Source organism: Mesorhizobium sp. M5C.F.Cr.IN.023.01.1.1, assembly GCF_003997585.1.
GTDB lineage: Bacteria > Pseudomonadota > Alphaproteobacteria > Rhizobiales > Rhizobiaceae > Mesorhizobium > Mesorhizobium wenxiniae.
In genome coordinates, this window is record NZ_RZSU01000049.1 from 21,940 (window position 1) to 48,088 (window position 26,149).

Consider the following 26,149-nt stretch of genomic DNA (forward strand, 5'->3'; position numbering starts at 1 on the left):
GAGCGTCCTTCTAGCCAGCCGCCATTTCGCTAAACAGCCAATCGCGGAACGCCTTGACCTTTCTCTGCCGCAGCGCGCCGTCCGGATAGACAACGTAATATTTCGACCTCGACTTCAGCGCCAGGCCGAAGGGACGCACGAGCCGTCCGGCCGCCAAGTCGGCGGAGACGAGCGCGCTCCTGCCCAGCAGCACACCTTCGCTGTGCACCGCCGCCTCGACGGCGTAGGTGGCGGAATCGAAACTCACGCCACTGTTCGGATTGATGCCGTCAACGCCGGCGTGCTGCAGCCACGTCGCCCAGTCGATGCGAAAGTTGTCGTGGATGAGCGTGTGGTATTTCAAGTCGCTTGGCGACCGGAGCGGATGTTCTCCCTTCAGCAACTCCGGACTGCAGACGGGAGAGACCTCTTCCTCGGCCAAGAGCTCCGACACCACCCCTTCATAGCCGCCCGCGCCATAGCGGATCGCGATGTCTATTCCGTCCCTGATGAAATCCGCGAGCACGCCGGACGTGGATAGCCGTACGTCGACGTCGCGATTCTCCCGGTGGAACCGGTAGAGCCTCGGCACCAGCCAGCGGCCGGCAAAGCCGTCCGACGTGCTGACAGTGAGGACGCCTGCCGATCGGGGTGCCGTGGCGACGATCGTTGCCGCGCCGATCCGATCCAATGCCGCGCCGATTTCCGCGGCATAGGCGGCGCCTGCGGGCGTGAGGCGCACGGACCGCGTTCCTCGTTCGAAGAGCCGAATGCCGAGCCTTTCCTCTAGGTTGCGAACGGCGCGACTGATCGCCCCATGCGTCAGGTTCAACTCGGCCGCCGCTTTCGTGAAGCTCAGGTGACGAGCCGCTGCGTCGAAGGCGGGAAGAGTGGTCAAAGGGGGAAGTCTGCGCGGCATCGCTTACCTGTGAGTGATAGTCACATGTGATGCACGAATATTCGGTTGTCGTCCAGTCGGGATGCGCGCAAGTTGAGGCCTACGGAAACGCAATTTTTAGTTTCTTTCGACAACGACACAACAGATTAAAGGAACACGCTGTGAGCAATATTCATGCATACATGGACGCCTGTGATCGAATGGCACCGGCGTCTCAGCGCACCCCCATGGACGCAGTCGTATCCCTGTGCCTCTCGGCGGCGCACCTTGCCACCCGCCTGTTCGCCGGCTTCCAGCACCGCTGGACGATACAGCGCATTGCGCGCTTTTCGGATCATCGCCTCCAGGACATGGGCTTCGAGCGGGACTGGGACGGGTCAATCATCCGCAGGCAGCGACAGCCGGGGCGGCGCCGATAATTTCCAATTACTGAAGGAGAAACGATATGAAGATCTATCCCCATCTCTGGTTCGCTTCGCAGGCTGAGGAGGCCATGAGATTCTACACCTCCGTGTTCAAGGACTCGAAGGTCCTGGGAAGCACCGACCTTCCCGATCCCGAGCTGTCGGTTGTCCGGTTCGAACTGGCCGGTCTGCCGGTGGCTGCCCTCAATGCCCACTCCCATGCACCATACAACGAGGCGTTCTCCTTCCTTGTGGAGACCGAGGACCAGGCGGAAACCGATTACTACTGGAATGCACTGACGGCCGGGGGCGGCAAGGAGCAGCCATGTGGATGGCTGACGGACAAGTTCGGCGTCTACTGGCAAGTCACACCCAAGGCATTGCTGCAAATGCTGGGCGATCCCGACAGGGACAAAGCCGGGCGGGTTCTTCAGGCGATGTACAAGATGAAGAAGATCGTCATCGCGGACCTGGAGGGCGCTTACCGGGGCTAACGACCTCGCAAGCCGGCCAAAGCAGAGGAGGGCAGCGCTTTGCCTGTAGCCGACAGTGCGATACGAGGAGCCTCTGCAGTGGGTGGGTCCATGCTGCTTTAACTGAGGGACGAGCTCAATTGCGCGAACGTATGCTCGAGATCGACGGGGGGCTGCTCCTAACCCTCGATGCTCTTCTGAAGGAACTGAACGTCACCCATGCCGCAACTCGGCTCGGCATCACGCAGCCCGCTCTTTCCGCTCGTTTGCTTCGGCTGAGGCAGTTGTTTGGCGACCAACTCCTGATCCCGGCATCATCCGGCCGCGGGATGGTGCCGACGCCGCACGCCGCCGCGCTCCAGCCCGAACTCGCCAAGCTGATCGAGCGATTGCGCGAGTTCGCCAACGTGGCACAGTTCTTCGACCCCGCCACCAGCCGGCGCGTCTTCCGGATCGCGGCAACGGACAATCCGGCGGCCATCCTCGCACCGGAGCTCATCCCTTTCCTGAAAGCGAAGGCACCTCACATCCGCCTCGCTTTTGTGCTTCCGGACAAAGCCCGGATCGCCGCTCACCTAGAGCAGGGTGACATCGACCTCTTCATCGGCGCGGCCGAGGATGTAGCGAGTGGACTGATCGGAAGGACGCTGTTCGACGAAGCGTTCGTCACGGCACAGCGCAAGGATCATCCAAGGGGTAGCAGGCCCTTCGATCTGGATGAGTTCTGCTCGCTTGACCACCTGCTGATCTCGACCAGCGGAGGCAGCTTCTCCGGCATGATCGACGACGCGCTGGCCGCCCTCGGACGTGAGCGCCGGGTCTCGGTCTCAATCCAGAGCTATGCGCTTGCCCCTTTGGTGCTGATGGGCAGCGACTGCATCTGCACTCTGCCGCGCCGTTTCCTGCAACGCTTCACCACGTCGCTCGATCTCTTCGAGCCTCCCCTGGCCCTCGCCAAGTTCCAGATGTCCGCCTTCTGGCATCAGCGCATGAGCGGCGATCCCGCTCATGGCTGGTTGCGTGAACAGGTGTTTCAGACGGCGCGAACCCAAGGCCGCTGAGCGGGCCTGGTGATCGCTTGCCCCTTGCGGCCTCGGCCCTTAGCCTACTGCCCTTGGCTTCCTTCACGGTTCCGGTACTCGGCCGGATGCCAAGTGAACGAGCCGCCGCCCTCGGCGCGGATGTGCCCGACGCCGGGAAACGGAAGATGAGGCGCGGCAACGAGTTGGCGAGCGTCCGCAAAGGCCGAAAAGGTTTTCTGCCGCTCGGCCGCCGCTTCTCCTGGGTTCACGTCATATACGATGGTGACAGCTGGATCGGGAAACTGCACGGCCGCGACGTGGATGACGTCGCCGATAAATGCGATCGAATGCCCCTTGCTTGACACCGTGAAGAAAGCGCTGCCAGGCGTGTGACCGGGATGCAGCGTTGCCACGATTCCCGGGAGGATTGCTTCGTGATCGGAGAACGTCCTGACCTTGCCCGCCCGCTGATAGACGCCGATCGTCTTTTCGGCTTCGTCGAAGTACTGGCGGGCGTAGCCTGTCTTTTCCGAGTTCGACGTGTCCAGGAAGAAGGTGAGATCGGGTGCTCCGACGTGAACCGTTGCATTGTCGAAGACCGGCTTGCCGTCGGCGACAAGGCCACCCGTATGGTCGGTGTGGATATGAGTGATGAGGATGTCTGTGATGTCCTGCGGCATGACACCGATGCTGGCGAGGCTGTCGCGCAGCTTCCCGCCGTAGCCTGGCCCGAAGAGTTGACCCGAACCCGTGTCGACAAGGGTGAGCCGCTCGCCATCCCGTATCAGGAAGCCGTTGATAGAAGCTTCCACCGGGTTGGACAGGAAGGCGTGGTTGAGGTGCTCGTCGACCTCCGCAGGTGATGTCCCTGTCAGGAGGGCGTGCAGGTCCTGCGGAACGGTGCCGTCGGACAAAGCAATGATACCGAGGTCGCCGAGCGGAAACATGTAAGTGTCAGTGGTTTGCGAGTAAGCGCCAGTGGCGGTGGGAGCCGCGCTTTCGGACAAAGCCGGCGCGGCCACGCCGAGGAGCAGGCTTATGGCGGTCGAGGCGAGAAGGATACGGAAGGTCATGATTGCGGAGGTCCTGATCAGTTGTGATTGTCTGTGGACCTTAGTTACGGGTTGTGCGCTTCGGATTGAAATTCGATCGCTGGATCGGACCTATCGACGAGCCTTATACCTCTCGAAGCGAAAGCACTCGGAGACCGGTCGCGTGGATGCTTTCTGCCGGCGCACGGCGCGCAATCACTGAGGCGAGATTGCTGAACTCCTATATGAACAGACCGTCTGTCCGAGCACGCACGTGGCAAGAAACCAAAAGGATGGTGAGCAAGTTGAACCGGGCGCTGCGCGGTTGGGCGAACTACTTCTCAGTAGGAGCACCGGCAAGGCGTATCGTCCACTCGACGGCTCCACCGCAGTGCGGTGCGCCGGTAGTTCAGCTTCAAACAAGGCAAGGCGAAGCAAGGGCGGATCATGCTCAAACGGACGTCATCCGCGCCTTTGGGGATGGGGAGCTGGAATGACTCTATTCGGCTGAATCGCTGTCCGGCAATTGCATGTCGGTGATGACGTTCTCGCCGTTTGTCTCGTCGTAGGCGATCACGATATCCATGCCGGGTTTCAGCGCGTCGAGATCGGTTTCGGCGTTCAGCTTGTAGGATTTGCCGTCGTCGAGTGTCAGCGTCAACGTGTCCTTATCGACCTCTTTGATCAGGCCTTCGGTTTGGCCGGCGAAGGCGGCGGTGGAAATCAGCAACATGGCGGCAACGGCGCCGATTAGGATACGCATCATCGTCCTCTTATCATTGCGCCGGCACGGTGGCGGCGGGTGTTCAACAGACGGATCGAAGGAAGCAGAAACCAACCGAATGTGTCAAAACTAAATCCGCCAGATCACAGTTTGACCACTGCCGAAAACGCCAATAGAACGCAGGCTACAGCGCCGCGCGTCCCGTTGGACGCGCGCAGGACGCTGTAGCACTTTGATTTTGCGCATGACCCTGAAGATCGCTCCGATTTTCGGGTCATGCGCTAAGCCGGCTCCATGCCGGCAGGGCTGGTTTTCATGTCTCACAATACGTTTGGCCACCTTTTCCGCGTCACCACCTGGGGCGAAAGCCATGGCGCAGCGCTCGGCTGCGTGGTCGACGGCTGTCCGCCCGGCATCCGCTTCACGCGCTCGGAGGTCCAGGCCGACCTCGACAAGCGCCGTCCGGGTCAATCCCGTTTTGTGACGCAGCGTCGCGAACCCGACGAGGTCAAGATCCTGTCCGGCTTCATCATGGATGAGGACGGCGAGACCATGATCACCACCGGCACGCCGGTGTCGATGCTGATCGAGAACGTCGACCAGCGCTCCAAGGACTATGGCGAGATCGCCCGCCAGTACCGGCCTGGTCATGCCGATTACACCTACGATGCCAAATACGGCCTGCGCGATTATCGCGGTGGCGGCCGGTCTTCGGCCCGCGAGACGGCGGCGCGAGTGGCGGCCGGCGCCTTGGCCCGCAAGGTCGTGCCCGGTATGGTCGTGCGCGGTGCGCTGGTGTCGATGGGAGAGAAATCGATCGACCGCGCCAACTGGAACTGGAATTTCGTTGGCGACGCCGAAAATCCGTTCTTCACGCCCGACCCGGCATCGGTCGCCGTCTTCACCGCGTATCTTGACGGCATCCGCAAGGCGGGTTCCTCGGTCGGCGCGGTGATCGAGATCGTCGCCGACGGCGTTCCGGCAGGCCTCGGCGCGCCGATCTATGCCAAGCTCGACCAGGACATTGCTTCGGGCCTGATGTCGATCAATGCCGTCAAGGGTGTCGAGATCGGTAATGGCTTCGAGGCAGCCCGCATCACCGGCGAAGAGAATGCCGACGAGATGCGCATGGGCAATGACGGCAAGCCGGTCTTCCTCTCCAATAATGCGGGCGGCATCCTCGGCGGCATCTCGACCGGCCAGGCGATCGTCGCGCGCTTTGCCGTCAAGCCGACCTCGTCGATCCTGACCCCGCGAAAGTCGATCGACAAGGACGGCAACGACGTCGAGATCATGACCAAGGGCCGGCACGACCCGTGCGTTGGCATCCGCGCGGTGCCGATCGGCGAGGCGATGGTTGCCTGCGCGATCGCCGATCACTATCTACGGCACAGGGGACAGACAGGAAGGGCAGTAGGGGAGTAAGGCAGTAGGGGAGTATGTTACGCAGCTCCCGCGACAGCAATTTTTCCTTTTCCCTACTCCCGTACTGCCCTATTCCCCTAATCCCCTGCGAGTGAAACGAGCGCTTATGCCTTACGACCAGAAGAAGATCGTCGAAGCCCTGCGCGCGTTCGAACGCGGCGAAATCGTAGTCGTCATGGACGATGACGGGCGCGAGAACGAGGGCGATCTGATCGTCGCCGCCGTCCATTGCACGCCGGAAAAGATGGCGTTTATCGTCCGCAACACCTCCGGTATCGTCTGCACGCCGATGCCGCGCGAGGAAGCCAAGCGCCTGAATCTTTCGCCGATGGTCGCCGACAATGACTCGGCCCACACCACAGCCTTCACCGTCAGCGTCGATTTCAAGCACGGCACGACGACGGGCATTTCGGCCGACGACCGCACATTGACCGTGCGCAATCTCGCCAACGGCAATGTCGGCGCCTCCGATTTCGTCCGCCCCGGCCACATCTTTCCGCTGATTGCGCGCGAAGGCGGCGTGCTGATGCGTTCGGGCCATACCGAAGCCGCGGTCGATTTGTGCAAGCTTGCCGGCTTGCCGCCGGTCGGTGTTATTTCCGAGCTGGTCAATGATGATGGCACTGTGATGCGCGGCCCCCAGGTTCAGGCTTTCGCCGAAAAGAACGGCTTGAAGCAGATTTCGGTCGCCGACCTCATTGCCTACCGCCAGCGCAAGGAAACGCTGGTCGAGCGTGTTGCCTGTTCTGCCATCGACACGCCTGGCGGCAGGGCGCAGGTCTTCACCTACACGCTGCCGTGGGATTCTATGCATCATGTGGCGATCGTCTTCGGCGACATCCGCGACGGCGAGGAAGTGCCGGTGCGGCTGCATTCCGAGGACGTTGTGACGGACGTCTTCGGAACCAGCCACAGGCTGGACGGCATCATGAAATCGATGGGCGAGCGCCGGCGCGGCGTCATTGTCTATCTGCGTGAAGGCTCCGTCGGCGTCGCCCATCAGGAGCGCAACCGGCCAGCTGCCGGCGACCGCGAGGACCATGAAGAGGCGCGCCGCCGCGAAAGCGAATGGCGCGAGATCGGTCTTGGCGCCCAGATCCTGAAGGATCTCGGCATTTCGTCGATCAACCTGATCGCCTCGCGCGAACGCCACTATGTCGGCCTTGAAGGTTTCGGCATCCACATCGCCAAGACCGAGATTCTTTAGGCTACTGGAGGCAATTGAGATGAGCTTCGAGGCATATCTCGGTTGTTATAAGGATGGGGAGCAGGGCTATTTCCCCACATCGATCGTAGAGGACGCCTTCGCGCCGTTCATCACCAGGCGTGAGCCTGAATTCTCATGCTGGGTCGTCACCTACGAGGTCTCGCCGACCCTTGCTCAAGCCGACCTCTATCTCAACCTTGATCCTGATGACGCGTCGCGATGTTCCGGCTTCACCGTCGCGCGGCCGCCAGATGATCCGCGTCTCTGCAAAGCGTTGTGGGAGATTCTGCGTGTCACCAATTCTGCCGTTTATTGCGCTGGAGAGTGCCCGCCAATGGTTGGCGCGCTGAAACCATACCCCATCTGAACCCGGATATGGTCGAGGCATTGGGGGTCCTGTTGTCGTCGTTGACGGGGACGAGATTCGCAACCGGCTTGAATAGTCCTAAAAAGCCGGGCTTCTTCAAAGAGAACTGCGTCCGGTCCGTGAGCTGGACCGGGCGCGTGTGCTGCTATTCCGCGGGAACGGCGGCTGCGTCGCATCCGTCCAGCTCGCATGTGTGGATGGCCAGACTCCGCTGACCGGCGAGCACCGTGACCAGCGCGATTGTGCCCGCCGTCACCGACACCAGGAACCCGCTCTGTGCGCCGAAGGCGTCCACCACCCATCCGGCGGCGAAGGAGCCGAGCGCCATGCCGATGCCTATGCCGGTCATGACCCAGGTGACGCCCTCGGTCAGCATCGCCTCCGGCACGCGCCGCTCGATCAGGCCGAATGCCGTGATGAAGGTCGGCGAGATCGCCACACCGCTAACGAAGACGGCCAGTGCCAGAAGAGGCACCGTGTCGGCGACGAGCAGCGGCAGCGTGGTGAGCGCGATGATGGCGATCGCGATGGCAAGCTGAATTTGCAGCGGTGTTTTCAGGTTCAGGGCGCCGATCATGATGCCGACGACGAACGATCCGAGGGCGTAGACGCCGATGACGAGGCTGGCGGCGCCCGGCTGGCCGAGCGCCTTGGTGATTGCCACGGTGCTCACCTCAGTGGTTGCGAAGGTCGCGCCGATGAAGATCAGGGCCAAGGTGATGATTTGGACCGGCCGCAGGCGGATTGCCGAGCCGCGCGAGCCTTGGTCGACCGGTCGCACTCGCGGCTCGGTCGAGCGCTGCAGGATGAAGGCTGTCGAGCCGAAGGCGAGGAACAACGTGCTCGCCAACATTCCCGCTTCCGGGAAAAGGGCGACGCTCAGGCCCACCGATAGCGATGCCCCGGCGATGTAGACCAGCTCGTCCGCCGCCGACTCGAAAGCGAACGCGGTGTTCATCTCGGGCCGATCCCGGAAGAGCTCTGTCCAGCGCGCGCGCACCATTGCCGGGATGCTGGGCATTGCGGCGGCCAGCAGCGCTGACACGAATAGCGTCCATATCGGCCAGTCCTGATTGGCCGCCGCAACCAGCACCAGGAAAGCGAGCACGGAAATAACAGTGGTGGGCACCACAATCCGCGCCTGGCCGAGGCGGTCCACTAGCCGCGATATCTGCGGCGCGACGAAAGCATTGGCCAGCGCATATGTCGCTGAGACGGCGCCGGCCAGCCAGTACTCGCCGTGCGTCTGCGACAGCATCGCGACGATCCCGATCGGAGCCATGGCCATCGGCATCCGGGCAACGAAGCCTGCGGCGGCGAAGCCCTTGGCTCCTCTTGCCTGGAAGATTTCGCGATAGGGATTGGGCATGAGAATACTCCTGGATTCTTGAAGTCGAGCCACTTATATACGCGGCGTATGCAAACCAGATAGTGACATACGACGCGTATGTCAATTGATATACGAGACGTATGTGAAGGAATGAGCAATGGCGCACAAACCGCGCAAGGAAATGATCGCCGAGACCCGCGCCAAATTGGTCGCGGCGGCGCGCCATGCCTTTGGCACAGTCGGCTATGCCGAAGCGTCGATGGACGACTTCACCGCATCGGCCGGGCTGACGCGTGGCGCGCTTTATCATCACTTCGGCGACAAGAAGGGCCTTCTCCAAGCGGTCATCGCCGAGATCGACGCGGAAATGTTGGCCCGGCTGAAGATCGTTTCGGCCAGGGCGGACACTCTCTGGCAGGGCTTTGTCGACGAATGCACCGCCTATATCGAGATGGCGCTGGAGCCGGAGATTCAGCGTATTGTCCTTCGCGATGGGCCGGCGGTGCTCGGCGATCCCTCACAATGGCCGAGCCAGAATGAGTGCATCCGCTCGATGAGCGAGAACCTTCAAAAGCTGAGGGACGAGGGGACCATCGTTGCCGTTGATCCCGAAGCCGCAGCAAGGTTGATCAGCGGCGCCTCGCTACATGCCGCGCAGTGGATCGCAAATTCGGAGGATCCCGAAGCGACGTCGAAAAAGGCGGTGAAGGCATTCAACGTGCTTTTGGAGGGGCTGCTCAAGCAAGGCCGCAGGATTGGCCGTCCGCAAGCACCGGCTGAGATCGACAAATCGCTGGCCTGAGTCTGTTTCAAGACCTTCGAAGCCAAGGCGCGCGGCAATGGCTCGCGCTGGACCCAACCAGCACCCAACATCTAAACCCTGTTGAACGTCTGCCTTTGGCCGTTCCAAAACATGGTCAAAGCCGGTGAGCGCGCCTATATCGGGGGCATGGTCACAAGGCTTTACACTCACCCGATCTTTCTCGAACACATAACGCCGCCCGGTCATCCGGAGCGGCCCGACCGATTGCGCGCCATCGAACGCGTGCTCGACGACGAGGCCTTTGCGGCCCTTGATCGTGCCGAGGCGCCGGAAGGCGACGAGGCCACCATCCTCTACGCACATCCGCAGGAATTCGTCGAGCGGGTCCGCGCTACGATACCGGACACCGGTATCGCCCGCGTCGACGCCGACACCACCGCCAGCCCGAAAAGCTGGCAGGCGGCTGTGACGGCGATCGGTGCCGCCAACGCGGCCGTCGACGATGTCTTTCGGGGCAACGCCGCCAATGTCTTTGTCGCCGCCCGGCCGCCCGGCCATCACGCCGAAAAGACGACGTCCATGGGCTTCTGCTTGTTCAACACGGCGGCGATCGCGGCGCGCTACGCGCAAAGGCAGCACCAGGCCGAGCGCGTGGCCATCGTCGACTGGGACGTCCACCACGGCAATGGCACGCAAGATATTTTCTGGGACGATCCGTCGGTGCTCTATTGCTCGACGCACCAGATGCCGCTTTACCCAGGGACCGGGGCCATGAGCGAAACCGGCGCCGGCAACATCGTCAACGCGCCGCTGGCGCCGCAAACCGGCAGCGAGGGTTTCCGCGACGCTTTCCTGTCGCGCATCTTGCCGGCGCTCGACAATTTCGCGCCCGACCTCATCATAATTTCCGCCGGTTTCGATGCGCACCACCGCGATCCGCTGGCCGAGATCAACCTGACCGAAGGCGATTTCGACTGGGCAACCGGCCAGTTGATGAAGCGGGCCGGTCGCCACAGCGACAACCGGCTCGTCAGCCTGCTCGAGGGCGGCTACGATCTGCAGGGATTGGCATTTTCGGTCGCCGCCCATGTCGGGCGACTGATGAAAGGATAGACGATGGCTGGTGAGACCAACGAAGACGTTAAGGCAATGAGCTTCGAGCAGGCGCTCGACGCGCTGGAGAAAATCGTCGATGATCTGGAGCGCGGTGACGTGCCGCTCGACCAGTCGATCCGCATCTATGAGCGCGGCGAGGCACTGAAGGTCCATTGCGATCGGCTGCTCAAGGCGGCCGAGGACAAGGTCGAAAAGATCAGGCTTTCGCGCGACGGTAAGCCGGTGGGGACAGAGCCGCTGGACGCGGAGTAAAGCACGGTCTCGAACGACAATTTCGCCTCGCGGCTTTTGGATATGATCATGATTGAGGATAAAATTCATCCCGTTTGAAAACGGCTCCAGGACGATAGGAGATTGCGAACGATGTGCAGAAACATCAAGACCCTGTTCAATTTCGATCCGCCGGCAACCAATGACGAGGTCCGCGATGCCGCACTCCAGTTTGTCCGCAAGCTGAGCGGAACGACGCGGCCGTCGAAACAGAACCAGCATGCGTTCGACCACGCCGTCGAGGCCATAGCCGCGTCGGCGCGCGAATTGCTAGACAGCCTCGAGACGACACAGCATCCGCGCAATCGCGAAGAGGTGGCGGCCAAGGCGAAAGCCAAGTCTGCACTCCGCTTCGCCTGAGGAAGACCGCATGAGCTTCTTCCCCGGAAACGACCCTCTGCCCGGTGACGCCTTCGCCAGCGACCAGATCGAACTGATGGTCATTCCGAACGCCAAGGACATTGGCGGCTTTCAGGTTCGGCGTGCCTTGCCAACCGCCAGGCGCCGGCTGGTAGGCCCCTTCATCTTCTTCGATCGCATGGGCCCGGCGATTTTGCGGGCCGGCCAGGCGCTCGATGTCCGTCCGCATCCCCATATCGGCCTGTCGACGGTGACTTACCTGTTCGACGGCAAGATCAGACATCGCGATTCGCTCGGCACCGAAATGGTAATCCAGCCCGGTGACGTGAATTTGATGACCGCCGGCCGCGGTATCGTCCATTCCGAGCGTACGCCACAGGAGCTGCGCGGCGCGCCGATGTCGGTTTCCGGCCTGCAGACATGGCTGGCGCTGCCCGACGATAAGGAGGAGGTCGAACCGATCTTCGAGAATACGGCGGCCATGCGTCTGCCCGAAATCGACGCCGAAGGCATCAGCGGGCGCGTCGTCATCGGCGCCTTTTCCGGGCTGCGGTCTCCGGTCGTGACCGCTTCGGACACGCTCTATGCAGACCTCAGCCTGGCGCCCGAGGCCAGCGTGAAAATCCCTGCCGATGCCGAGGAGCGCGCCATCTATACGTTGGAAGGCGAGGTTTCGATCTCCGGCGACCGCTTTCCGGCAGAGCGGCTGCTGGTGTTCCGGCCAGATGACGAGATCGTCGTGTCCTCGGAAGGTGGAGCGCATTTCATGCTGTTCGGCGGCGCCTCGCTCGGCTCAAAGCGCTACATCTGGTGGAATTTCGTGTCATCGTCGAAGGAACGCATCGAACAGGCGAAAGAAGAGTGGAAGACAGGCCGCTTCGATATCGTTCCTGGAGATGAAGAAGAGTTCATTCCGCTGCCGGACAATTAGAGCGCCGCGCGTCCTTTTGGATGCGTTAAGGAAACCCTAACACTTTGAATCTACGCCGCGTCACTCGCACGCATTTACATTCGCCGGCCAGCGGCCTATTTCGCACGTGGATAAAAAGCAGGCCCTACCACCAGTGAACGCAAAGCTCCATACGCCACTTCTCGACAAGGTCCGCATCCCGGCCGACCTCAGGACGCTTGACGAACGTGATCTGCCGCAGTTGGCATCGGAGCTTCGCACCGAGTTGATCGACGCCGTGTCCCACACCGGCGGACATCTCGGTGCTGGCCTTGGCGTGGTCGAACTGACGGTGGCATTGCACTATGTCTTCAACACGCCAGACGACCGGCTGATCTGGGATGTCGGTCACCAGGCCTATCCGCACAAGATCCTGACCGGCCGCCGCGACCGTATCCGCACGCTGCGGCAAGAGGGCGGCCTGTCCGGTTTCACCCAGCGCGCCGAGAGCGAATACGATCCGTTCGGCGCCGCCCACTCCTCGACCTCTATTTCCGCCGGCCTCGGCATGGCAATGGCACGCGATCTCTCCGGTGGCCGTAACAATGTCATTGCCGTTATCGGCGACGGCGCCATGTCGGCCGGCATGGCCTATGAGGCGATGAACAATGCTGGCGCGCTCGATGCCCGTCTGATCGTCATCCTCAACGACAACGACATGTCGATCGCTCCGCCGACTGGCGCAATGAGTGCCTATCTGGCCCGCCTTGCGTCGGGCAAGGCCTATCTGGGCTTGCGCGATTTCGGCAAGAAGCTGACGTCCTATCTCGGCGAACGCGCAGATCGCGCCATCAAGCGGGCGGTCGAGCATGCGCGCGGCTACGTCACCGGCGGCACGCTGTTCGAGGAAATGGGTTTCTATCACATCGGCCCGATCGACGGTCATAATCTCGAGCACCTGATTCCGGTGCTGAAGAACGTCCGCGACAATGCCGACGGCCCGGTGCTGATCCATGTCGTAACCCAGAAGGGCAAGGGCTATGGACCGGCCGAGGCGGCCGCCGACAAATATCACGGCGTCAACAAATTTGACGTCATTACCGGCGCGCAGGCCAAGGCGCCGGCCAACGCGCCGAGCTACACGAAGGTCTTTGCCGAAAGCCTGATCCAGGAAGCCCGCGAAGATGATCGCATCGTCGCCATCACCGCCGCCATGCCGAACGGCACCGGCCTCGACCTCTTCGGCGAGGCGTTCCCGGCGAGGACCTTCGATGTGGGCATCGCCGAGCAACATGCGGTGACTTTTGCCGCCGGCCTTGCCACGGAAGGCTTCAAACCTTTCGCTGCGATCTATTCGACCTTCCTGCAGCGCGCCTACGACCAGGTCGTTCATGACGTCGCGATCCAAAAACTGCCGGTGCGCTTTCCGATCGATCGCGCCGGCTTCGTCGGTGCCGATGGGGCGACCCATTGCGGCGCCTTCGATACGACTTTTTTGGCGACGCTGCCCGGTTTCGTCGTCATGGCCGCGGCGGACGAGGCGGAACTGCGCCACATGGTGCGCACGGCGGCAAGCTATGATGAAGGCCCCATTGCCTTCCGCTACCCGCGCGGCAACGGTGTCGGCGTCGACCTGCCGGAGCGTGGCTCGGTTCTCGAAATCGGCAGGGGCCGTATCGTCAGGGAGGGCACCAAGGTTGCGCTGCTTTCCTTCGGCACGCGGTTGCAGGATTGCCTGGCTGCGGCCGAGGAGCTCGGCGCGGCAGGGCTTTCCACCACGGTCGCCGATGCTCGTTTCGCCAAGCCGCTCGACGAGGACCTGATCAGGCGGCTGGCGCGCTCGCACGAGGTGCTGGTGACGGTGGAAGAGGGCGCGGTCGGCGGCTTCGCCAGCCATGTGCTGCAATTCCTGGCCCATGAAGGGCTGCTGGAAAACGGCCTGAAGGTGCGCCCGCTTGTGTTGCCGGACGCATTCACAGATCACGCCAAGCCCGAAAAGATGTATGCCGACGCCGGGCTGGACGCCGCAGGCATCGTGCGCACCGTCTTCGTGGCGCTGGGACGCACCGCCAGCGCGCAAAGCGCCTGAATCAAATCTCAACGGCTTGAATCAGCTTGTCGACAGGCGGTCGTAACCGACTGTTTACGTTGCTCGCGTGCAATGGCCGGGCAAGTGTCGCTCTCGGGTCATGTTGCAATGCGGGATGCTCTCGCTCTATAGAGGGTCATTCGATCGGACCCGGTGAAAATCCGGGTGGCTCTTCCTGCCGCCGATCCGCCGGACAACGCAACCGCCATTCGTGAGCCTTTGAACGGATCGTCCGATCTGCGCGGTTTTGTGTTTTCAATGGACATTTCATGCCTAGCTTGATGGACGCTGCGGATGTTGCCCGTCGTCTTGTAGATTTGTGATGCCCTGGTCCGTCTCATCGAGTGTTCCATATCGCTTGGAAGCAAGCGTTGAGTCCAGGATCACTCCTCGCCAGCGTGCCTTCGAGGAACGGCGTTCATGATGGCATCCGCCAGTTCTTCGAGGACGGAACTATCGCCTTTCGATGCGGCAAATAGCCTGAACTGCGCTTCTGGTAACTCTGGCAGACCGTAGCTTTTGGGTATCCTGACCAGGCCGCTTCTCAGCTGACTGGCGATCATCGGTGCTACAGCAAAGCCGGAGATGGCAGCCGCCCTCAGGCTGGCGTTGCTGGTGCAGATCATCACCGTGCGCTGGCTGATCCCGGCCTTGGCAAGCCGTTCAAGAGCAACTTCCCTGTATGGGCAAGGTTCCGGCAACACAGCCAACGGCAGCGGGTCTGGAAGATACACGCCGGTATGATCCGCCCATGCCCAGACAAGGGGCTCGCGCCACAGGAGGCGCCCCATCTCCTCACCCTCACATTGTGATCCGAGCACCAGTTCGATGTTGCCCTCCTTCATCTTCGAGAGGAGCTCACCCGGAATCCCGACTTGCACCTCGACCTGCAATCCGGGGCGATCAGCGCCGAACGCCTGCAAGGCGCGAAGGATGGGGACCTGTGCGAAGTCTTCCGAAAGGCCGACGCGAACCCTGCCGTGAAAGGGTGTCTGCGCCAGATCGGCCAAAGCATCCCGGTTAAGGGCGAGCATCGCCCGGGCATAGCCGAGCAGGCGCTCGCCATCGGGTGTCACGTCCAGTGAGCGCGTCGTTCTGTTGAGTAACGGCTTTCCGACCTGCTCTTCGAGACGGCGCAGGTGCCCACTGACAGCCGACTGCGTAAGGTTCAGTCGCGCTGCTGCCCGACTGAAGCCGCCTTCGTCGAACACGGCGACGAACGTCTTGAGCAGGACCAACTCCAACATATATTCTGACCCATGATGAATATCGTCGACAATCTCAATTTCTATATCGAATCAAAATATGGCGCAATGCGGTTCGTCCCAATAAGCAAGGACAATCCATGACCAAGCTGCTGCATATCGTTTCCTCGCCCCGCAAAGAGCGTTCCGCCTCGCGTGAGGTCGCCGAGGCCTTTGTTCAAAGCTGTCGTGCTCGGCGACCGGACTTGGAGATTTCAACGCTCGACCTATGGGATGTCGACCTGCCGGAATTCGGTGAGGACGCGATGTTGGCCAAATATGCGGGGCTCAGCGGCACGCCGCTTACCCCTTCTCAGCAGCAGGCATGGGCCACGTTGCAAGAATTGGCGCAGCAACTGCACTGGGCGGATATTCTCCTGCTGTCGACGCCCCTGTGGAATTTCAGCATTCCCTACAAGCTCAAGCACTTCATCGACCTGGTATCGCAGAAGGACATCCTTTTCTCGTTCGATCCTGAACACGGGTTCGGAGGACTGCTCCGGGATAAGATCGCAGTGGTCGTCCATGCACGAGGTCTCGACTATGCGGCGCAGTCCAATACTCCGGCGCAGCGCTTCGATTATCAAAAACCCTATGTACAAGCGTGGTTGCGCTTCATCGGTATCGAAGATGTCCGCAGTCTGATCATCCAGAAGACCCTCTTTGGACCCGATATCGACCATGCGGCTCGCCAGGATGCACGGGAGGCCGCGTCACGGCTCGCGGAAGACCTACTGTCGCGGACAACAGAGGCGATTGCGTGATTATGAAGCGCTTGCTGCGGACAAGAAGGGCGGTTCTGGAGACTCGAAGCTCGCCTCATGGTGGACCGAGCCGGTCGGCGCAAGGGGTCGTCTTCCGCCCTTCTGCACCGGTACTGAATGTCAGATTTTTCCGCTAAAGCGCGTCGCATTTGAACGGACTCTTGCGACGCGCTTAAAGTTCTTGTTTTACGCATGCGTTGTCGCAAAACCGCTGCGCACCCTCGGTTCAAGCCCGAGGGCATGTTTTTGCGCGGCATGCATTAGAACCACATGTCGCGCACGCAGCGACCATCGCGCGGCAGGTCCTCGAACGTGAGGAGGCCATCGAAATGGTCGATTGGCAAGTCGGCGACGGTGTCAGGCGGCGCAAGCCTCACATTGACGGCGATCCGAGTGCGACCGGCGGCACTGGCGCGCAAACCACGCCAGGCCAGCACACAGGCGCATGTCGGACAGAACAGAATCTCGAGCGACGGGGCATCCTTTCCGGAGCGCGTATAAGCACTTGTCGGTCCCGCAAGACGGATGCGTTCGTCAACATAATCGTAAGCCCACAGCGCGCCATAGCGGCGGCACAGCGTGCAATTGCAGGCTGTGATCGAGCCGGGATCGCCCTCCAACGTCCAGTGGGCCGCGCCACAATGGCAGGTTCCGGTCAGCATCCGTCTTCCTTCACGTTCTGGCAGCAAAACGGCATATGGTTCCCAACATTGTGCCGGACCTGGTGCGATATTCAACAGATTGTGGCGCGGCCTGCTTTCCCCCAAGATGTTCGTTGTTCTTCCCAATATCCTTGCCTTCGTGACGGGCTTTCGCCATGAAGGCCGATGAACTCCCCTTTGCCAGCCAGCCCACGCCAGCGGCTCGACGAACTTCTCGTCGCACGCGGCCTGTTTCCCAGCCGCTCTCGCGCCCGCGACGCGATCGAGCGCGGTACGGTGACGGCCGATGGCGTCATCGCCCGCAAGCCCGGCCAGACCGTCCTGGCTGATTGCCTCATAGCCGTCGATGATCCGGCACTGGGTTACGTGTCGCGTGCTGCGCTGAAGCTGATCGCCGGGCTCGATCATTTCGGTCTCGATCCCGCCGGCAGCGAAGCGCTGGACGTCGGCGCCTCGACCGGAGGCTTCACTCAGGTCTTGCTTGAACGCGGCGCGGCACATGTCACGGCGATCGATGTCGGGCATGGCCAGATACATCCGGATATCGCTGGCGATCCGCGTGTGACGGTGATCGAGGGATTGAACGCCCGTGATCTTTCCGCCGCCGATCTTGCCGATCGGATTCCGGATTTTATCGTCTCCGATGTCAGCTTCATCTCGTTGAAACTGGCGCTGCCGCCGGCGCTCGCCATTGCCAGCAGCGGCGCCAGAGCAATATTTCTGGTCAAGCCGCAATTCGAGGCGGGCCGCGAGGCGATCGGTAAGGGCGGCTTGCTGAAAGACCCATACGATGCCGCGCGGGTGGCCGGCCTGCTGCAGGATTGGCTGGACGGCGTCCCCGGCTGGCGCTCGCTGGGATTGCATCTGTCGCCGATCGAAGGCGGCGATGGCAACCGCGAGTTCCTGCTCGCCGGGATCAAGGACGCCGGAGTCGAGAATAAGGGGATCGGAGGCCGATGAACGCGCGCTTCACGATCACAAGGCTGGGATCCCAGGGCGACGGCGTCGCCGAGACCGAAACCGGCGAGCTTTTCATTCCGTTCACACTGCCCGGTGAAACCATCACCGCCGCGCGCGAAAAGGACCGTGCCAGGCTGATGGCGGTGCTGGAAGCGTCGCCGCTTCGTATCGATCCCGCCTGCCGACATTTCACCGAATGCGGCGGCTGCGCCATCCAGCATCTTGAGGCCGAAGCTTATCATCAGTGGAAGCGCGACAAGGTTGCGCATGTGCTCAACAGCAAGGGAATCGCCAGTGACGTTGAAGCGCTGGTGCCGTGCGCGCCGCAGACGCGTCGACGCGTCGTGTTCACCGCCCGACGGAGCGAGGCCGGCATGCTGCTCGGCTTTGTTCGCGCGCTGTCGTCCGAAATCATTTCCATCGAGGAATGCCCGATCTCGCTACCCGAGATCGTCGCAAAGCTCGACCGTCTGAAAGCACTCGCAGAATTGGTTTGCGCAACGACGAAATCGTTCCGCATGACGGTCACGGTGACCGGTTCCGGCCTCGATGTCGCGGTCCACGAGTCCGGCAAGCTTGGTGAGAACCAACGCCGCGTCGCCTCCAACTTCGTCATCGCTCAGGGATTGGCCAGGCTTTCGATCGATGGCGAGATCATCATCGAGCCCAAGAAGCCGGTTGTCATGTTCGGCAACGTCGCTGTCGAGGTGCCGCCGGGCGCTTTCCTGCAGGCCACCGCGGCCGCCGAGCAGGCGATGGCGGACATAGTCGGCCGGCACCTTGCGCGCGCCAAAAAGGTCGCCGATCTCTTCGCCGGTTGCGGCAGCTTTGCGCTACGCCTTGCCGCGGAGTCGGAAGTCCATGCGGTGGAAGGCGATGCGGCAGCGCTTTCGGCGCTCGACCGGGCGTTCCGTTTCGCCAGCGGTCTGAAACGAGTGACCAGCGAACGCCGCGACCTGTTCCGGCGGCCGCTTACATTCAAGGAGCTGAATGCCTTCGGTGGCGTCGTCTTCGATCCACCCCGCGCCGGCGCCGAAGACCAGTCGAAGCAGATTGCCCGTTCCGACGTGCCGCTTGTCGCTGCGGTTTCCTGCAATCCGGTGACGCTGGCGCGCGACCTGCGCATCCTCATCGACGGCGGCTATGCGCTGAAAAGAGTGACGCCGATCGACCAGTTCCTGTGGTCACCGCATGTCGAGGCCGTCGCGCTTTTGGAGAAGCCAAGGAGAAGGCGGTAGTAGGCTTGCATTTATTTGAGCTTGAATTGCGCCAGAAATGAGCCTATTTTGATCAGATGCCGTTCAAAACGCGCTAGGAAGCCGTCATGAATACCGCAGCCCTCGAAATTCGAGCATCGCGCTTTGGCGAGGAACGGACGCCCTTTCTTTCGGCAAGACGGGTGGCTGAATTGCTGGGCGTCAATCTGACCGAACTGGCGGGCCTGATCGGCGTAGCGCGCAACACGCTTGCCGCCAAGACCGGCGCGCGCAAGGTCGATGCTGCATTGAGTCCAATTGTCCGTATCCTGGCGATGGCAGGCGAGATGGCCGGTGATGAACAGCGTGCGGCGATCTGGTTCAAGCATCAGCCGATCCCCGGCTGGGCGGGAAAGACCGCCTACGATCTCGTTAGAGAGGGCAAGACGGACAAGGTGCTTGCCTATCTGGAGGCAGTCCGCTCCGGCATCTATGCCTGAAAACAGACTCAGCCTATGGCGTGCCTTCGTGCCGCGTTGGGCGCATTTGCCGCTTTCCGGCGAAGGAGCGGTCCGCTTTGGCGGGCGCTGGAATCCGGTGGGCACCCCGACCATCTATGCTGCGCGGGAATTGTCCACCGCTTGGGCGGAGTACAACCAGGGTTTTGTCCAGCATCCGGCGCTGATTGCGCAGCTCGAACTTTCAGGCGCGCGGCTGGCCAACCTGACGGACGCTGATGTGCTGACCAAGCTCGGCGTGACGGCAGACACTCACCGATGCGAATGGCGCGACATCATGGATCAAGACCTGGTGCCTGAGACGCACACGCTGAGAGATCGCCTGATTGCCGATGGGCAGCACGGCGTGATCTACCCGTCCTTTATGTCGCCCGGCGGCACATGCGTTGCGCTCTGGCGCTGGAACGAGGACGATGCGCCGCGTCTCAGAGTTATTGATCCCGACCATCGCCTGCCGAAAACGCCGTCATCGTGGCTGTAGGGCAGTTCGAAACTGGCCGGGCCGCTAGGCTTCTTTCACGCCGTCATATCCGGCCGCCTTTGCAGTCTTGACGAACTTGCGGTCAAAGGTCGCGAAGCCAGCGCAGTGAGCGGACTTGCCCAGATGCAGCGCATCAGCGAAATCCAATCCCCTTTCCGAGAGGTCGAGCGCGGACGACACGACCGCGCCGTCCTCCACCTCCACTGTGGGAAGCCCGCTGAACGCCCGTAACGTACGAGCGATTTCGAGCGGCGCAAAACCGTAGGTGCTGCGCAACACTCACTCGGCTTCCAGGATCACCGTGACAGTGACAAAGACCGGCTGGCTATCGATCAGCGCCCGGGCGCGGGAAGACTGCGTCGGGTGATCGCCCGTCAGGTAGCGGACGATCAGGTTGGTATCAATCGCGAGCATGGCGCCGCCGCGCTTCGGCGAGCACACCCGCGTCCATTTCTTCCAATGTCTTCGGCCTGCCTCTATGGGGCAGGGATCCAAACACGTCCTCTGGCCGCGTCTCGGCGAAGGCTGGCGCAGGCTTCAGCAGCACGCCCTCTGGGGTGTCCTCGACCAGAAGGCGTGTGCCAGCGTCCCATTCCCTCCGTTTCCGGATCGCACTGGGCAAAATGACCTGTCCCTTGGTCGAGACCGTAGTTATGAGCTTTTCCGCGGCAGCCATCTCGGCACGTCCTTAGAGCAATTCCAGGAAAGTCGTAGCGGCTTTCCGTCCGGAATTGCGGCAAAAAATAGCAGAGGGGCCAGCGATTCAATCAAAAGCTGAACCGCTCTAGGTGTAAGACGAGCGTAAGATAGCCGAAGCTCTCGCCAAATTCAAGGCGCAAGCTAGGCCTAATCGACGCGATGACGAGGCAGTGGGCGGCGGGGACTGGTTGTTCCGTGGCGGCGATAATTCGGCATCGACTCCATCAAACCCGTGTGCCGCCGACCGTCATCTGGTTCATCCTGAGATGCGGCTGGCCGACGCCGACTGGCACGCCCTGGCCGGCCTTGCCGCACATGCCGATTCCGGTGTCGAGCTTCATGTCGTTGCCGATCATCGATACGCGGTGCATGGCGTCAGGCCCATTGCCGATCAGCATGGCGCCCTTGATCGGCTGCGTCACCTTGCCATTTTCAATCATGTAGGCCTCGGTGCAGCCAAACACGAACTTGCCCGAGGTGATGTCGACCTGGCCGCCGCCGAAGGAAACGGCATAGATGCCATTCTTGACCGACGCGATGATTTCGTCCGGCTCCATGTCGCCTGAGGTCATGTAGGTGTTGGTCATGCGCGGCATCGGCTGGTGCGCGTAGCCCTCGCGCCGCCCGTTGCCGGTGGCCCTCATGCCCATCAGCCGGGCGTTCTGGCGATCCTGCATATAGCCGACAAGCTTGCCGTCTTCGATCAGCACGTTGCGGGCCGAAGGTGTTCCTTCATCATCGACGGTCAGCGAGCCGCGCCGCTCGGCCATGGTGCCGTCGTCGACGACGGTGACACCCTTCGCGGCCACCTGCTGGCCCATCAGCCCGGCGAAAGCCGATGTTTTCTTGCGGTTGAAGTCGCCTTCCAGCCCGTGGCCGACGGCCTCGTGCAGCATGACGCCCGGCCAACCGCTGGACAGGACGATGTCGAAGGTGCCGGCGGGCGCCGGGATCGCTTCGAGATTGACCAGCGCTTGCCGCAGCGCCTCCTTGGCGGCGTGCTTCCAACTCTCCTCGACCAGAAATTCGCCAAACGCCTTGCGCCCGCCCATGCCGTAGGAGCCGCTCTCCTGGCGGTCGCCATTGCCGACCACCACCGACACGTTGATCCTGACCAGCGGGCGGATGTCGCGCACCACCTGGCCGTCGGCGCGCACGATCTCGACATGTTGCCAGGAGGCGGCGAGCGAAGCCGTCACCTGTCGCACGCGCGGATCCTCGGCTCGCAGCCACGCATCGAGTTCCTGAAGGAGCTTGGCCTTCGCCTCGAAGGAGGGCGCGGGGATCGGGTTCTCGTCGCCGTAGAGGTGACGGTTGGTGCGGGCGGGCGCCGCGGCAAGCGTGCCGGAATAGCCGCCCTTCACCGTTGAGACCGCGTCGGCTGCGCGCAGCAGCGATGCTTCCGAAAGATCGCTGGAATGCGCGTAGCCACTCGCTTCGCCCGCGACGGCGCGCAGACCAAAGCCTTGATCTGTGTTGAAGTTGGCGGTCTTCAGCCGCCCGTTGTCGAACATCAGCGCTTCGCTTTCGCTGTATTCGAGGAACAGCTCGCCGTCGTCGGCGCCGTTGATGGTCTCGGCGACGATCTGTTTGATGCGATCGTCGGAAATGTCGAATTGGCCGATCAGGCTGTTCATGGCAGGTCCGTCCGTGGAAAGAGATTGTCCTCACGATGTAGGCGCGAAGGTGCGCCCAGACAATCGGCGATGACAATTGTCATCGCCAAAGGCCGGTCACAATCGCTTTTTCGTCTGTAGGATCTTGGGTTCTGACCGGTTCTCAAGGCAGGGCGGCGAACCCGTCGGCGAAACCCTTGAGCTCGACCGGGATGCCGATGCCTTCCTCCGGCGTCTGGAAGACGATGAAGGTGGCTGACGTTCCGGTCTTCAGCGTGTCGAGCAGCGGCTTTTCGAGAATGACCTCGGCATAGCAGCCGTCCTGGAAGCAGCGCACGAAATAGGCCCGGCCGATGTCCTTGCCATCGACATTGAGGCCGAGCCCGTTGGGCAGCAGCACGCCGAGCGGCGCCAGCACGCGCAGGATTTCAGCCTTGTTGTCGGCGGTGCGCAGCACGACGACGGAAAGCCCCATCTCGGGACGGTCCTCGGCGACGACGTTCTGCATCATCACGCATTGTTCTGATGTGGCCCCGGCCGGAGTGTCGCAGATGATCGACCATGCGCCATGCGTCGACCGCACCTTGCCGCTTGGCTGCGCAGCATTGGCCTGGCCGATGCCAGACAAGCCAACGCCAGATAGGCCAACGCCAGATAGGCCAACGCTAGACACGGCAGCGAGAAGAATGACCTTCGCCAAGCTTCTCGAAAGCCCAAGTTTCGAAAGCCCAAGTCTCGAAAGCCCAAGTCTCCAAAGCCAAGAATTCATGACGGCTCCATTGCGAATCACGGCACTTTAAGCCGCGCCAAGGGCAAGTAAAGGATGAGACCACTGCCGGCCGGCCTCGACCAAGGCAATTGTGCGCTTTTCCGTGCCAAATTCGCCCGAATTGCGACAGCCCGGCGCATTTTGCCAGGACAGTCCGCCGCTCGGGCTTCCGCGATCCGCCACCGCCGCGGCCGCCGCCAAAATGCGCAGCCGAGCTTGCGCGCAAAAATGCCGCACGGTTTCCTCCGCTCCTTTCTTGCGGAGGCAAATAGAGTATGGTTTGAACCAGCCTCGGGACTGTCCGGGATTCCCGTCCCGGCGTTGTTCGATATGCTTGCGGTCCGATCGCGAGGAACTGGGAGATAATGACGGCAATGAGAAAATTCCTAGCAGGCGCCAAACTCCTAGCGAGCGCGTGGGCTGCCGCCACATTGTTCACCGGCGCATCCGCCCATGCGGCCCAGCCTGCGCCGTGGGAAATGACCTTCCAGCCCGCCGCCACCGAGATGATGCGGCAGATCGCCTGGTTCGAGCAATACACGCTGTGGTTCATCGTGCCGATCACCCTCTTCGTGCTCGCTCTTATCGCCTATTGCATCTTGAAATTCCGTGCCAGCGTCAACTCGATCCCGTCGCGCACCAGCCATAACACGCTGATCGAGGTGATCTGGACGGTTGGGCCGGTCGTCGTGCTGCTCTGTCTCGCCATCCCTTCGTTTCAGCTCCTGACCGCGCAATACACACCGCCGGAAGAAGCCAAGCTGACCATTAAAGCGACCGGCAACCAGTGGAACTGGGACTACGAATACCAGACCGAAAACACGCTTTCCTTCAACTCCGCGATCCTGGTGGATTCTGACCGCGCGGCGGCCGGCAAGGAGGATCGCGGCGTTTATCCGCGCCTGCTCGCCGTCGACAACGAGATGGTGGTGCCGGTCAACACCATGACCCGGGTGCTGGTGACGGCGGCGGACGTGATCCACGCCTTTGCCATGCCGTCCTTCGGCATCAAGACCGACGCGGTTCCGGGCCGCATCAACGAGGTCTGGTTCAAGGCGGAAAAGGAAGGCCTCTATTACGGCCAGTGTTCGGAACTCTGCGGCAAGGACCACGCCTTCATGCCGATCGCGATCCGCGTCGTCTCCGACGCCCAGTACAAGACCTGGCTGGCGGCAGCCGGCACCGACCTTCCCGGCGCCAACAAGGCGCTGATGGCCGAGGTCGACAGCAAAGACAAGGTAGCGGTCGCCGGCAACTGATGCCGCGACCAGAAAAGATCAGGGAACGGAGCCGAACATGGCAGACGCTGCAGCTCACGACGATCACGACCATAAGCCGTATCATGGCTGGGTCCGGTGGGTGAATTCGACCAACCACAAGGATATCGGTACGCTCTATCTGATCTTCGCGATCATGGCGGGCTGCGTCGGCGGTGCCCTTTCGGTCGTCATGCGCATGGAACTGCAGGAGCCGGGGATCCAGATTTTCACCGGCCTGGCGCAGATGGTCTACGGCTTGAATGCCGACGCCGCGCTCGATGGCGGCAAGAGCATGTACAATGCCTTCACCACTGCGCATGCGCTGATCATGATCTTCTTCATGGTCATGCCGGCGCTGATCGGCGGTTTCGCCAATTGGATGGTGCCGATCATGATCGGTGCGCCCGACATGGCTTTCCCGCGCATGAACAACGTCTCGTTCTGGCTGCTGCCACCGGCTTTCATCCTGCTGATCATCTCGGCCTTCGTGCCGAGCGCGCCTGGCGCCTACGGCGTCGGCGGCGGCTGGACGATCTATCCGCCGCTATCGACGTCGGGCCAGCCGGGACCGGCGATGGACCTTGCGATCCTGTCGCTGCACATCGCCGGCGCTTCGTCGATTCTCGGCGCCATCAATTTCATCACCACCATCTTCAACATGCGCGCGCCTGGCATGACGCTGCACAAGATGCCGCTGTTTGCCTGGTCGGTGCTGATCACCGCTTTCCTGCTGCTGTTGTCGCTTCCGGTTCTGGCCGGCGGCATCACCATGCTTTTGACCGATCGCAACTTCGGCACCACCTTCTTCGCGCCGGATGGCGGCGGCGACCCGATCCTGTTCCAGCACCTGTTCTGGTTCTTCGGGCATCCGGAAGTCTACATCCTGATCCTGCCGGGCTTCGGCATCGTCAGCCATATCGTCTCGACTTTCTCGAAGAAGCCCATCTTCGGCTATCTCGGCATGGCCTATGCCATGGTCGCGATCGGTGCGGTCGGCTTCATCGTCTGGGCGCATCACATGTACACGACCGGCCTGTCGCTCGACACGCAGCGCTATTTCGTCTTCGCCACCATGGTTATCGCGGTGCCGACGGGCGTAAAGATATTCTCGTGGATCGCCACCATGTGGGGCGGGTCGATTTCGCTCAAAACCCCGATGCTGTGGGCGATTGGTTTCATCTTCCTGTTCACTGTCGGCGGCGTTACCGGCGTCCAGCTTGCCAATGCCGGTCTCGACCGCCCGCTGCACGACACCTACTACGTGGTCGCGCATTTCCATTATGTGCTGTCGCTGGGCGCGGTCTTTGCCATCTTCGCCGGCTGGTACTACTGGTTCCCGAAGATGACCGGCTACATGTATTCGCCTGTCATCGCCAACACCCACTTCTGGGTCACCTTCGTCGGCGTCAACCTCGTCTTCTTCCCGCAGCATTTCCTCGGCCTGTCCGGCATGCCGCGCCGCTACATCGACTATCCGGATGCGTTTGCCGGCTGGAACATGGTGTCGTCCTACGGCTCGTATATTTCCGCTGTCGGCGTGGTCATCTTCCTCTACGGCGTGTTCGAGGCGTTCCAGAAGAAGCGGGTAGCTGGCGCCAATCCATGGGGCGAGGGTGCAACGACGCTTGAATGGC

The 26,149-nt window shown here is 61.8% G+C and carries 28 protein-coding genes, 1 pseudogene and 1 other annotated feature; of the genes and pseudogenes, 19 read left to right on the forward strand and 10 right to left on the reverse strand.

Annotation, left to right across the window (positions count from 1 at the left end; translation table 11 throughout):
- Positions 1 to 10 precede the first annotated feature (10 nt).
- Positions 11 to 898 carry a transcriptional regulator GcvA gene (gene gcvA / locus EOA78_RS19795; protein WP_127316593.1) on the reverse strand — a complete coding sequence of 296 codons (888 nt, stop codon included), beginning with the start codon at positions 896 to 898 and terminating at the stop codon, positions 11 to 13.
- 140 nt (positions 899 to 1,038) lie between these two features.
- Here gcvA and EOA78_RS19800 point away from each other — a divergent pair, with 140 nt between their 5' ends.
- From EOA78_RS19800 to EOA78_RS19810, 3 genes are all read left to right on the forward strand, one after another.
- Positions 1,039 to 1,296: a hypothetical protein gene (locus tag EOA78_RS19800; RefSeq protein WP_245477596.1), complete on the forward strand. Its 258-nt coding sequence runs from the start codon at positions 1,039 to 1,041 to the stop codon at positions 1,294 to 1,296.
- Positions 1,297 to 1,322: 26 nt separating this feature from the next.
- Positions 1,323 to 1,775 carry a VOC family protein gene (locus EOA78_RS19805; RefSeq protein ID WP_127316594.1) on the forward strand — a complete coding sequence of 151 codons (453 nt, stop codon included), beginning with the start codon at positions 1,323 to 1,325 and terminating at the stop codon, positions 1,773 to 1,775.
- A 131-nt stretch (positions 1,776 to 1,906) separates the two neighbouring features.
- Entirely contained in the window at positions 1,907 to 2,815 is a 909-nt protein-coding gene (locus EOA78_RS19810; RefSeq protein ID WP_127316595.1) for a LysR family transcriptional regulator, read from the forward strand.
- A gap of 44 nt (positions 2,816 to 2,859) precedes the next feature.
- Here EOA78_RS19810 and EOA78_RS19815 read toward each other — a convergent pair whose 3' ends face one another.
- Together EOA78_RS19815 and EOA78_RS19825 are read right to left on the reverse strand one after the other, a co-directional pair.
- Positions 2,860 to 3,849 (reverse strand): MBL fold metallo-hydrolase, encoded by a 990-nt coding sequence (locus EOA78_RS19815; RefSeq protein ID WP_127316596.1) that lies wholly within the window; start codon positions 3,847 to 3,849, stop codon positions 2,860 to 2,862.
- Between the two features lie 457 nt (positions 3,850 to 4,306).
- Positions 4,307 to 4,570 (reverse strand): DUF1344 domain-containing protein, encoded by a 264-nt coding sequence (locus tag EOA78_RS19825; protein ID WP_127316617.1) that lies wholly within the window; start codon positions 4,568 to 4,570, stop codon positions 4,307 to 4,309.
- Between the two features lie 276 nt (positions 4,571 to 4,846).
- Here EOA78_RS19825 and aroC point away from each other — a divergent pair, with 276 nt between their 5' ends.
- The 3 genes from aroC (at position 4,847) to EOA78_RS19840 (ending at position 7,530) form a co-directional block, all read left to right on the forward strand.
- Positions 4,847 to 5,956, forward strand: coding sequence for a chorismate synthase (aroC, locus tag EOA78_RS19830; protein WP_127316597.1), 1,110 nt, complete (start codon positions 4,847 to 4,849; stop codon positions 5,954 to 5,956).
- Positions 5,957 to 6,062: 106 nt separating this feature from the next.
- On the forward strand, positions 6,063 to 7,163 hold the full coding sequence (gene ribB / locus EOA78_RS19835; RefSeq protein ID WP_127316598.1) for a 3,4-dihydroxy-2-butanone-4-phosphate synthase: 1,101 nt from the start codon (positions 6,063 to 6,065) through the stop codon (positions 7,161 to 7,163).
- Positions 7,164 to 7,182: 19 nt separating this feature from the next.
- Entirely contained in the window at positions 7,183 to 7,530 is a 348-nt protein-coding gene (locus EOA78_RS19840; RefSeq protein WP_127316599.1) for a hypothetical protein, read from the forward strand.
- 145 nt (positions 7,531 to 7,675) lie between these two features.
- On the opposite strand, the gene EOA78_RS19845 is transcribed toward EOA78_RS19840, so the two are convergent.
- Positions 7,676 to 8,899: an MFS transporter gene (locus tag EOA78_RS19845; protein ID WP_127316600.1), complete on the reverse strand. Its 1,224-nt coding sequence runs from the start codon at positions 8,897 to 8,899 to the stop codon at positions 7,676 to 7,678.
- A gap of 118 nt (positions 8,900 to 9,017) precedes the next feature.
- Between EOA78_RS19845 and EOA78_RS19850 the strand changes: the two genes are divergently transcribed.
- The 6 genes from EOA78_RS19850 to dxs all read left to right on the forward strand — a co-directional run bounded on the left by EOA78_RS19850 (position 9,018) and on the right by dxs (position 14,347).
- Positions 9,018 to 9,662: a TetR/AcrR family transcriptional regulator gene (locus EOA78_RS19850; RefSeq protein ID WP_127316601.1), complete on the forward strand. Its 645-nt coding sequence runs from the start codon at positions 9,018 to 9,020 to the stop codon at positions 9,660 to 9,662.
- 147 nt (positions 9,663 to 9,809) lie between these two features.
- Positions 9,810 to 10,736 (forward strand): histone deacetylase family protein, encoded by a 927-nt coding sequence (locus EOA78_RS19855; protein WP_127316618.1) that lies wholly within the window; start codon positions 9,810 to 9,812, stop codon positions 10,734 to 10,736.
- Between the two features lie 3 nt (positions 10,737 to 10,739).
- Positions 10,740 to 10,991 carry an exodeoxyribonuclease VII small subunit gene (locus EOA78_RS19860; RefSeq protein ID WP_029355594.1) on the forward strand — a complete coding sequence of 84 codons (252 nt, stop codon included), beginning with the start codon at positions 10,740 to 10,742 and terminating at the stop codon, positions 10,989 to 10,991.
- A gap of 111 nt (positions 10,992 to 11,102) precedes the next feature.
- Positions 11,103 to 11,369: a DUF2277 domain-containing protein gene (locus EOA78_RS19865; protein WP_023716908.1), complete on the forward strand. Its 267-nt coding sequence runs from the start codon at positions 11,103 to 11,105 to the stop codon at positions 11,367 to 11,369.
- Positions 11,370 to 11,379: 10 nt separating this feature from the next.
- Positions 11,380 to 12,300 (forward strand): pirin family protein, encoded by a 921-nt coding sequence (locus tag EOA78_RS19870; RefSeq protein ID WP_127316602.1) that lies wholly within the window; start codon positions 11,380 to 11,382, stop codon positions 12,298 to 12,300.
- A 133-nt stretch (positions 12,301 to 12,433) separates the two neighbouring features.
- Positions 12,434 to 14,347, forward strand: coding sequence for a 1-deoxy-D-xylulose-5-phosphate synthase (dxs, locus tag EOA78_RS19875; protein WP_127316603.1), 1,914 nt, complete (start codon positions 12,434 to 12,436; stop codon positions 14,345 to 14,347).
- A 143-nt stretch (positions 14,348 to 14,490) separates the two neighbouring features.
- Positions 14,491 to 14,546 (forward strand) — a sequence feature (sul1 is cis-regulatory element that is thought to sense ions involved in sulfur or methionine metabolism; They are found in Alphaproteobacteria).
- A 184-nt stretch (positions 14,547 to 14,730) separates the two neighbouring features.
- On the opposite strand, the gene EOA78_RS19880 is transcribed toward dxs, so the two are convergent.
- A complete protein-coding gene (locus tag EOA78_RS19880) occupies positions 14,731 to 15,594 on the reverse strand; it encodes a LysR family transcriptional regulator (protein WP_127316604.1) in 864 nt (287 codons plus the stop codon).
- Positions 15,595 to 15,692: 98 nt separating this feature from the next.
- Here EOA78_RS19880 and EOA78_RS19885 point away from each other — a divergent pair, with 98 nt between their 5' ends.
- Entirely contained in the window at positions 15,693 to 16,355 is a 663-nt protein-coding gene (locus EOA78_RS19885; RefSeq protein WP_127316605.1) for an NAD(P)H-dependent oxidoreductase, read from the forward strand.
- 260 nt (positions 16,356 to 16,615) lie between these two features.
- Here EOA78_RS19885 and EOA78_RS19890 read toward each other — a convergent pair whose 3' ends face one another.
- The gene (locus EOA78_RS19890) at positions 16,616 to 17,017 is read right to left on the reverse strand and encodes a GFA family protein (protein WP_127316606.1); all 402 of its coding nucleotides are present in this window, start codon (positions 17,015 to 17,017) and stop codon (positions 16,616 to 16,618) included.
- A gap of 165 nt (positions 17,018 to 17,182) precedes the next feature.
- On the opposite strand from EOA78_RS19890, the gene EOA78_RS19895 reads away from it, so the two are divergent.
- The 4 genes from EOA78_RS19895 (at position 17,183) to EOA78_RS19910 (ending at position 20,172) form a co-directional block, all read left to right on the forward strand.
- Positions 17,183 to 17,977: a TlyA family RNA methyltransferase gene (locus tag EOA78_RS19895; RefSeq protein ID WP_127316607.1), complete on the forward strand. Its 795-nt coding sequence runs from the start codon at positions 17,183 to 17,185 to the stop codon at positions 17,975 to 17,977.
- On the forward strand, positions 17,974 to 19,215 hold the full coding sequence (locus EOA78_RS19900; protein WP_127316608.1) for a class I SAM-dependent RNA methyltransferase: 1,242 nt from the start codon (positions 17,974 to 17,976) through the stop codon (positions 19,213 to 19,215). Before EOA78_RS19895 ends, EOA78_RS19900 begins: the two co-directional genes overlap by 4 nt.
- An 86-nt stretch (positions 19,216 to 19,301) precedes the next feature.
- Complete coding sequence (locus EOA78_RS19905; protein WP_127316609.1) at positions 19,302 to 19,673, forward strand: antitoxin Xre/MbcA/ParS toxin-binding domain-containing protein; 372 nt, start codon at positions 19,302 to 19,304, stop codon at positions 19,671 to 19,673.
- Entirely contained in the window at positions 19,666 to 20,172 is a 507-nt protein-coding gene (locus EOA78_RS19910; protein ID WP_127316610.1) for an RES domain-containing protein, read from the forward strand. The genes EOA78_RS19905 and EOA78_RS19910 overlap by 8 nt, the downstream gene beginning before the upstream one ends.
- 24 nt (positions 20,173 to 20,196) lie before the next feature.
- On the opposite strand, the pseudogene EOA78_RS19915 reads toward EOA78_RS19910, so the two are convergent.
- From EOA78_RS19915 to EOA78_RS19930, 4 genes and pseudogenes are all read right to left on the reverse strand, one after another.
- Positions 20,197 to 20,586: pseudogene (locus EOA78_RS19915) on the reverse strand (type II toxin-antitoxin system VapC family toxin).
- Positions 20,573 to 20,848: an AbrB/MazE/SpoVT family DNA-binding domain-containing protein gene (locus EOA78_RS19920; protein WP_127316611.1), complete on the reverse strand. Its 276-nt coding sequence runs from the start codon at positions 20,846 to 20,848 to the stop codon at positions 20,573 to 20,575. The pseudogene EOA78_RS19915 and the gene EOA78_RS19920 overlap by 14 nt, the downstream one beginning before the upstream one ends.
- A 247-nt stretch (positions 20,849 to 21,095) precedes the next feature.
- On the reverse strand, positions 21,096 to 22,508 hold the full coding sequence (tldD, locus tag EOA78_RS19925) for a metalloprotease TldD (protein WP_127316612.1): 1,413 nt from the start codon (positions 22,506 to 22,508) through the stop codon (positions 21,096 to 21,098).
- Positions 22,509 to 22,650: 142 nt separating this feature from the next.
- The gene (locus tag EOA78_RS19930; protein WP_127316613.1) at positions 22,651 to 23,256 is read right to left on the reverse strand and encodes an invasion associated locus B family protein; all 606 of its coding nucleotides are present in this window, start codon (positions 23,254 to 23,256) and stop codon (positions 22,651 to 22,653) included.
- A gap of 374 nt (positions 23,257 to 23,630) precedes the next feature.
- On the opposite strand from EOA78_RS19930, the gene coxB reads away from it, so the two are divergent.
- Positions 23,631 to 24,515 (forward strand): cytochrome c oxidase subunit II, encoded by an 885-nt coding sequence (gene coxB / locus EOA78_RS19935; protein WP_127316614.1) that lies wholly within the window; start codon positions 23,631 to 23,633, stop codon positions 24,513 to 24,515.
- Between the two features lie 37 nt (positions 24,516 to 24,552).
- A partial coding sequence (ctaD, locus tag EOA78_RS19940) for a cytochrome c oxidase subunit I (protein ID WP_127316615.1) occupies positions 24,553 to 26,149 on the forward strand: 1,597 nt, incomplete at its 3' end.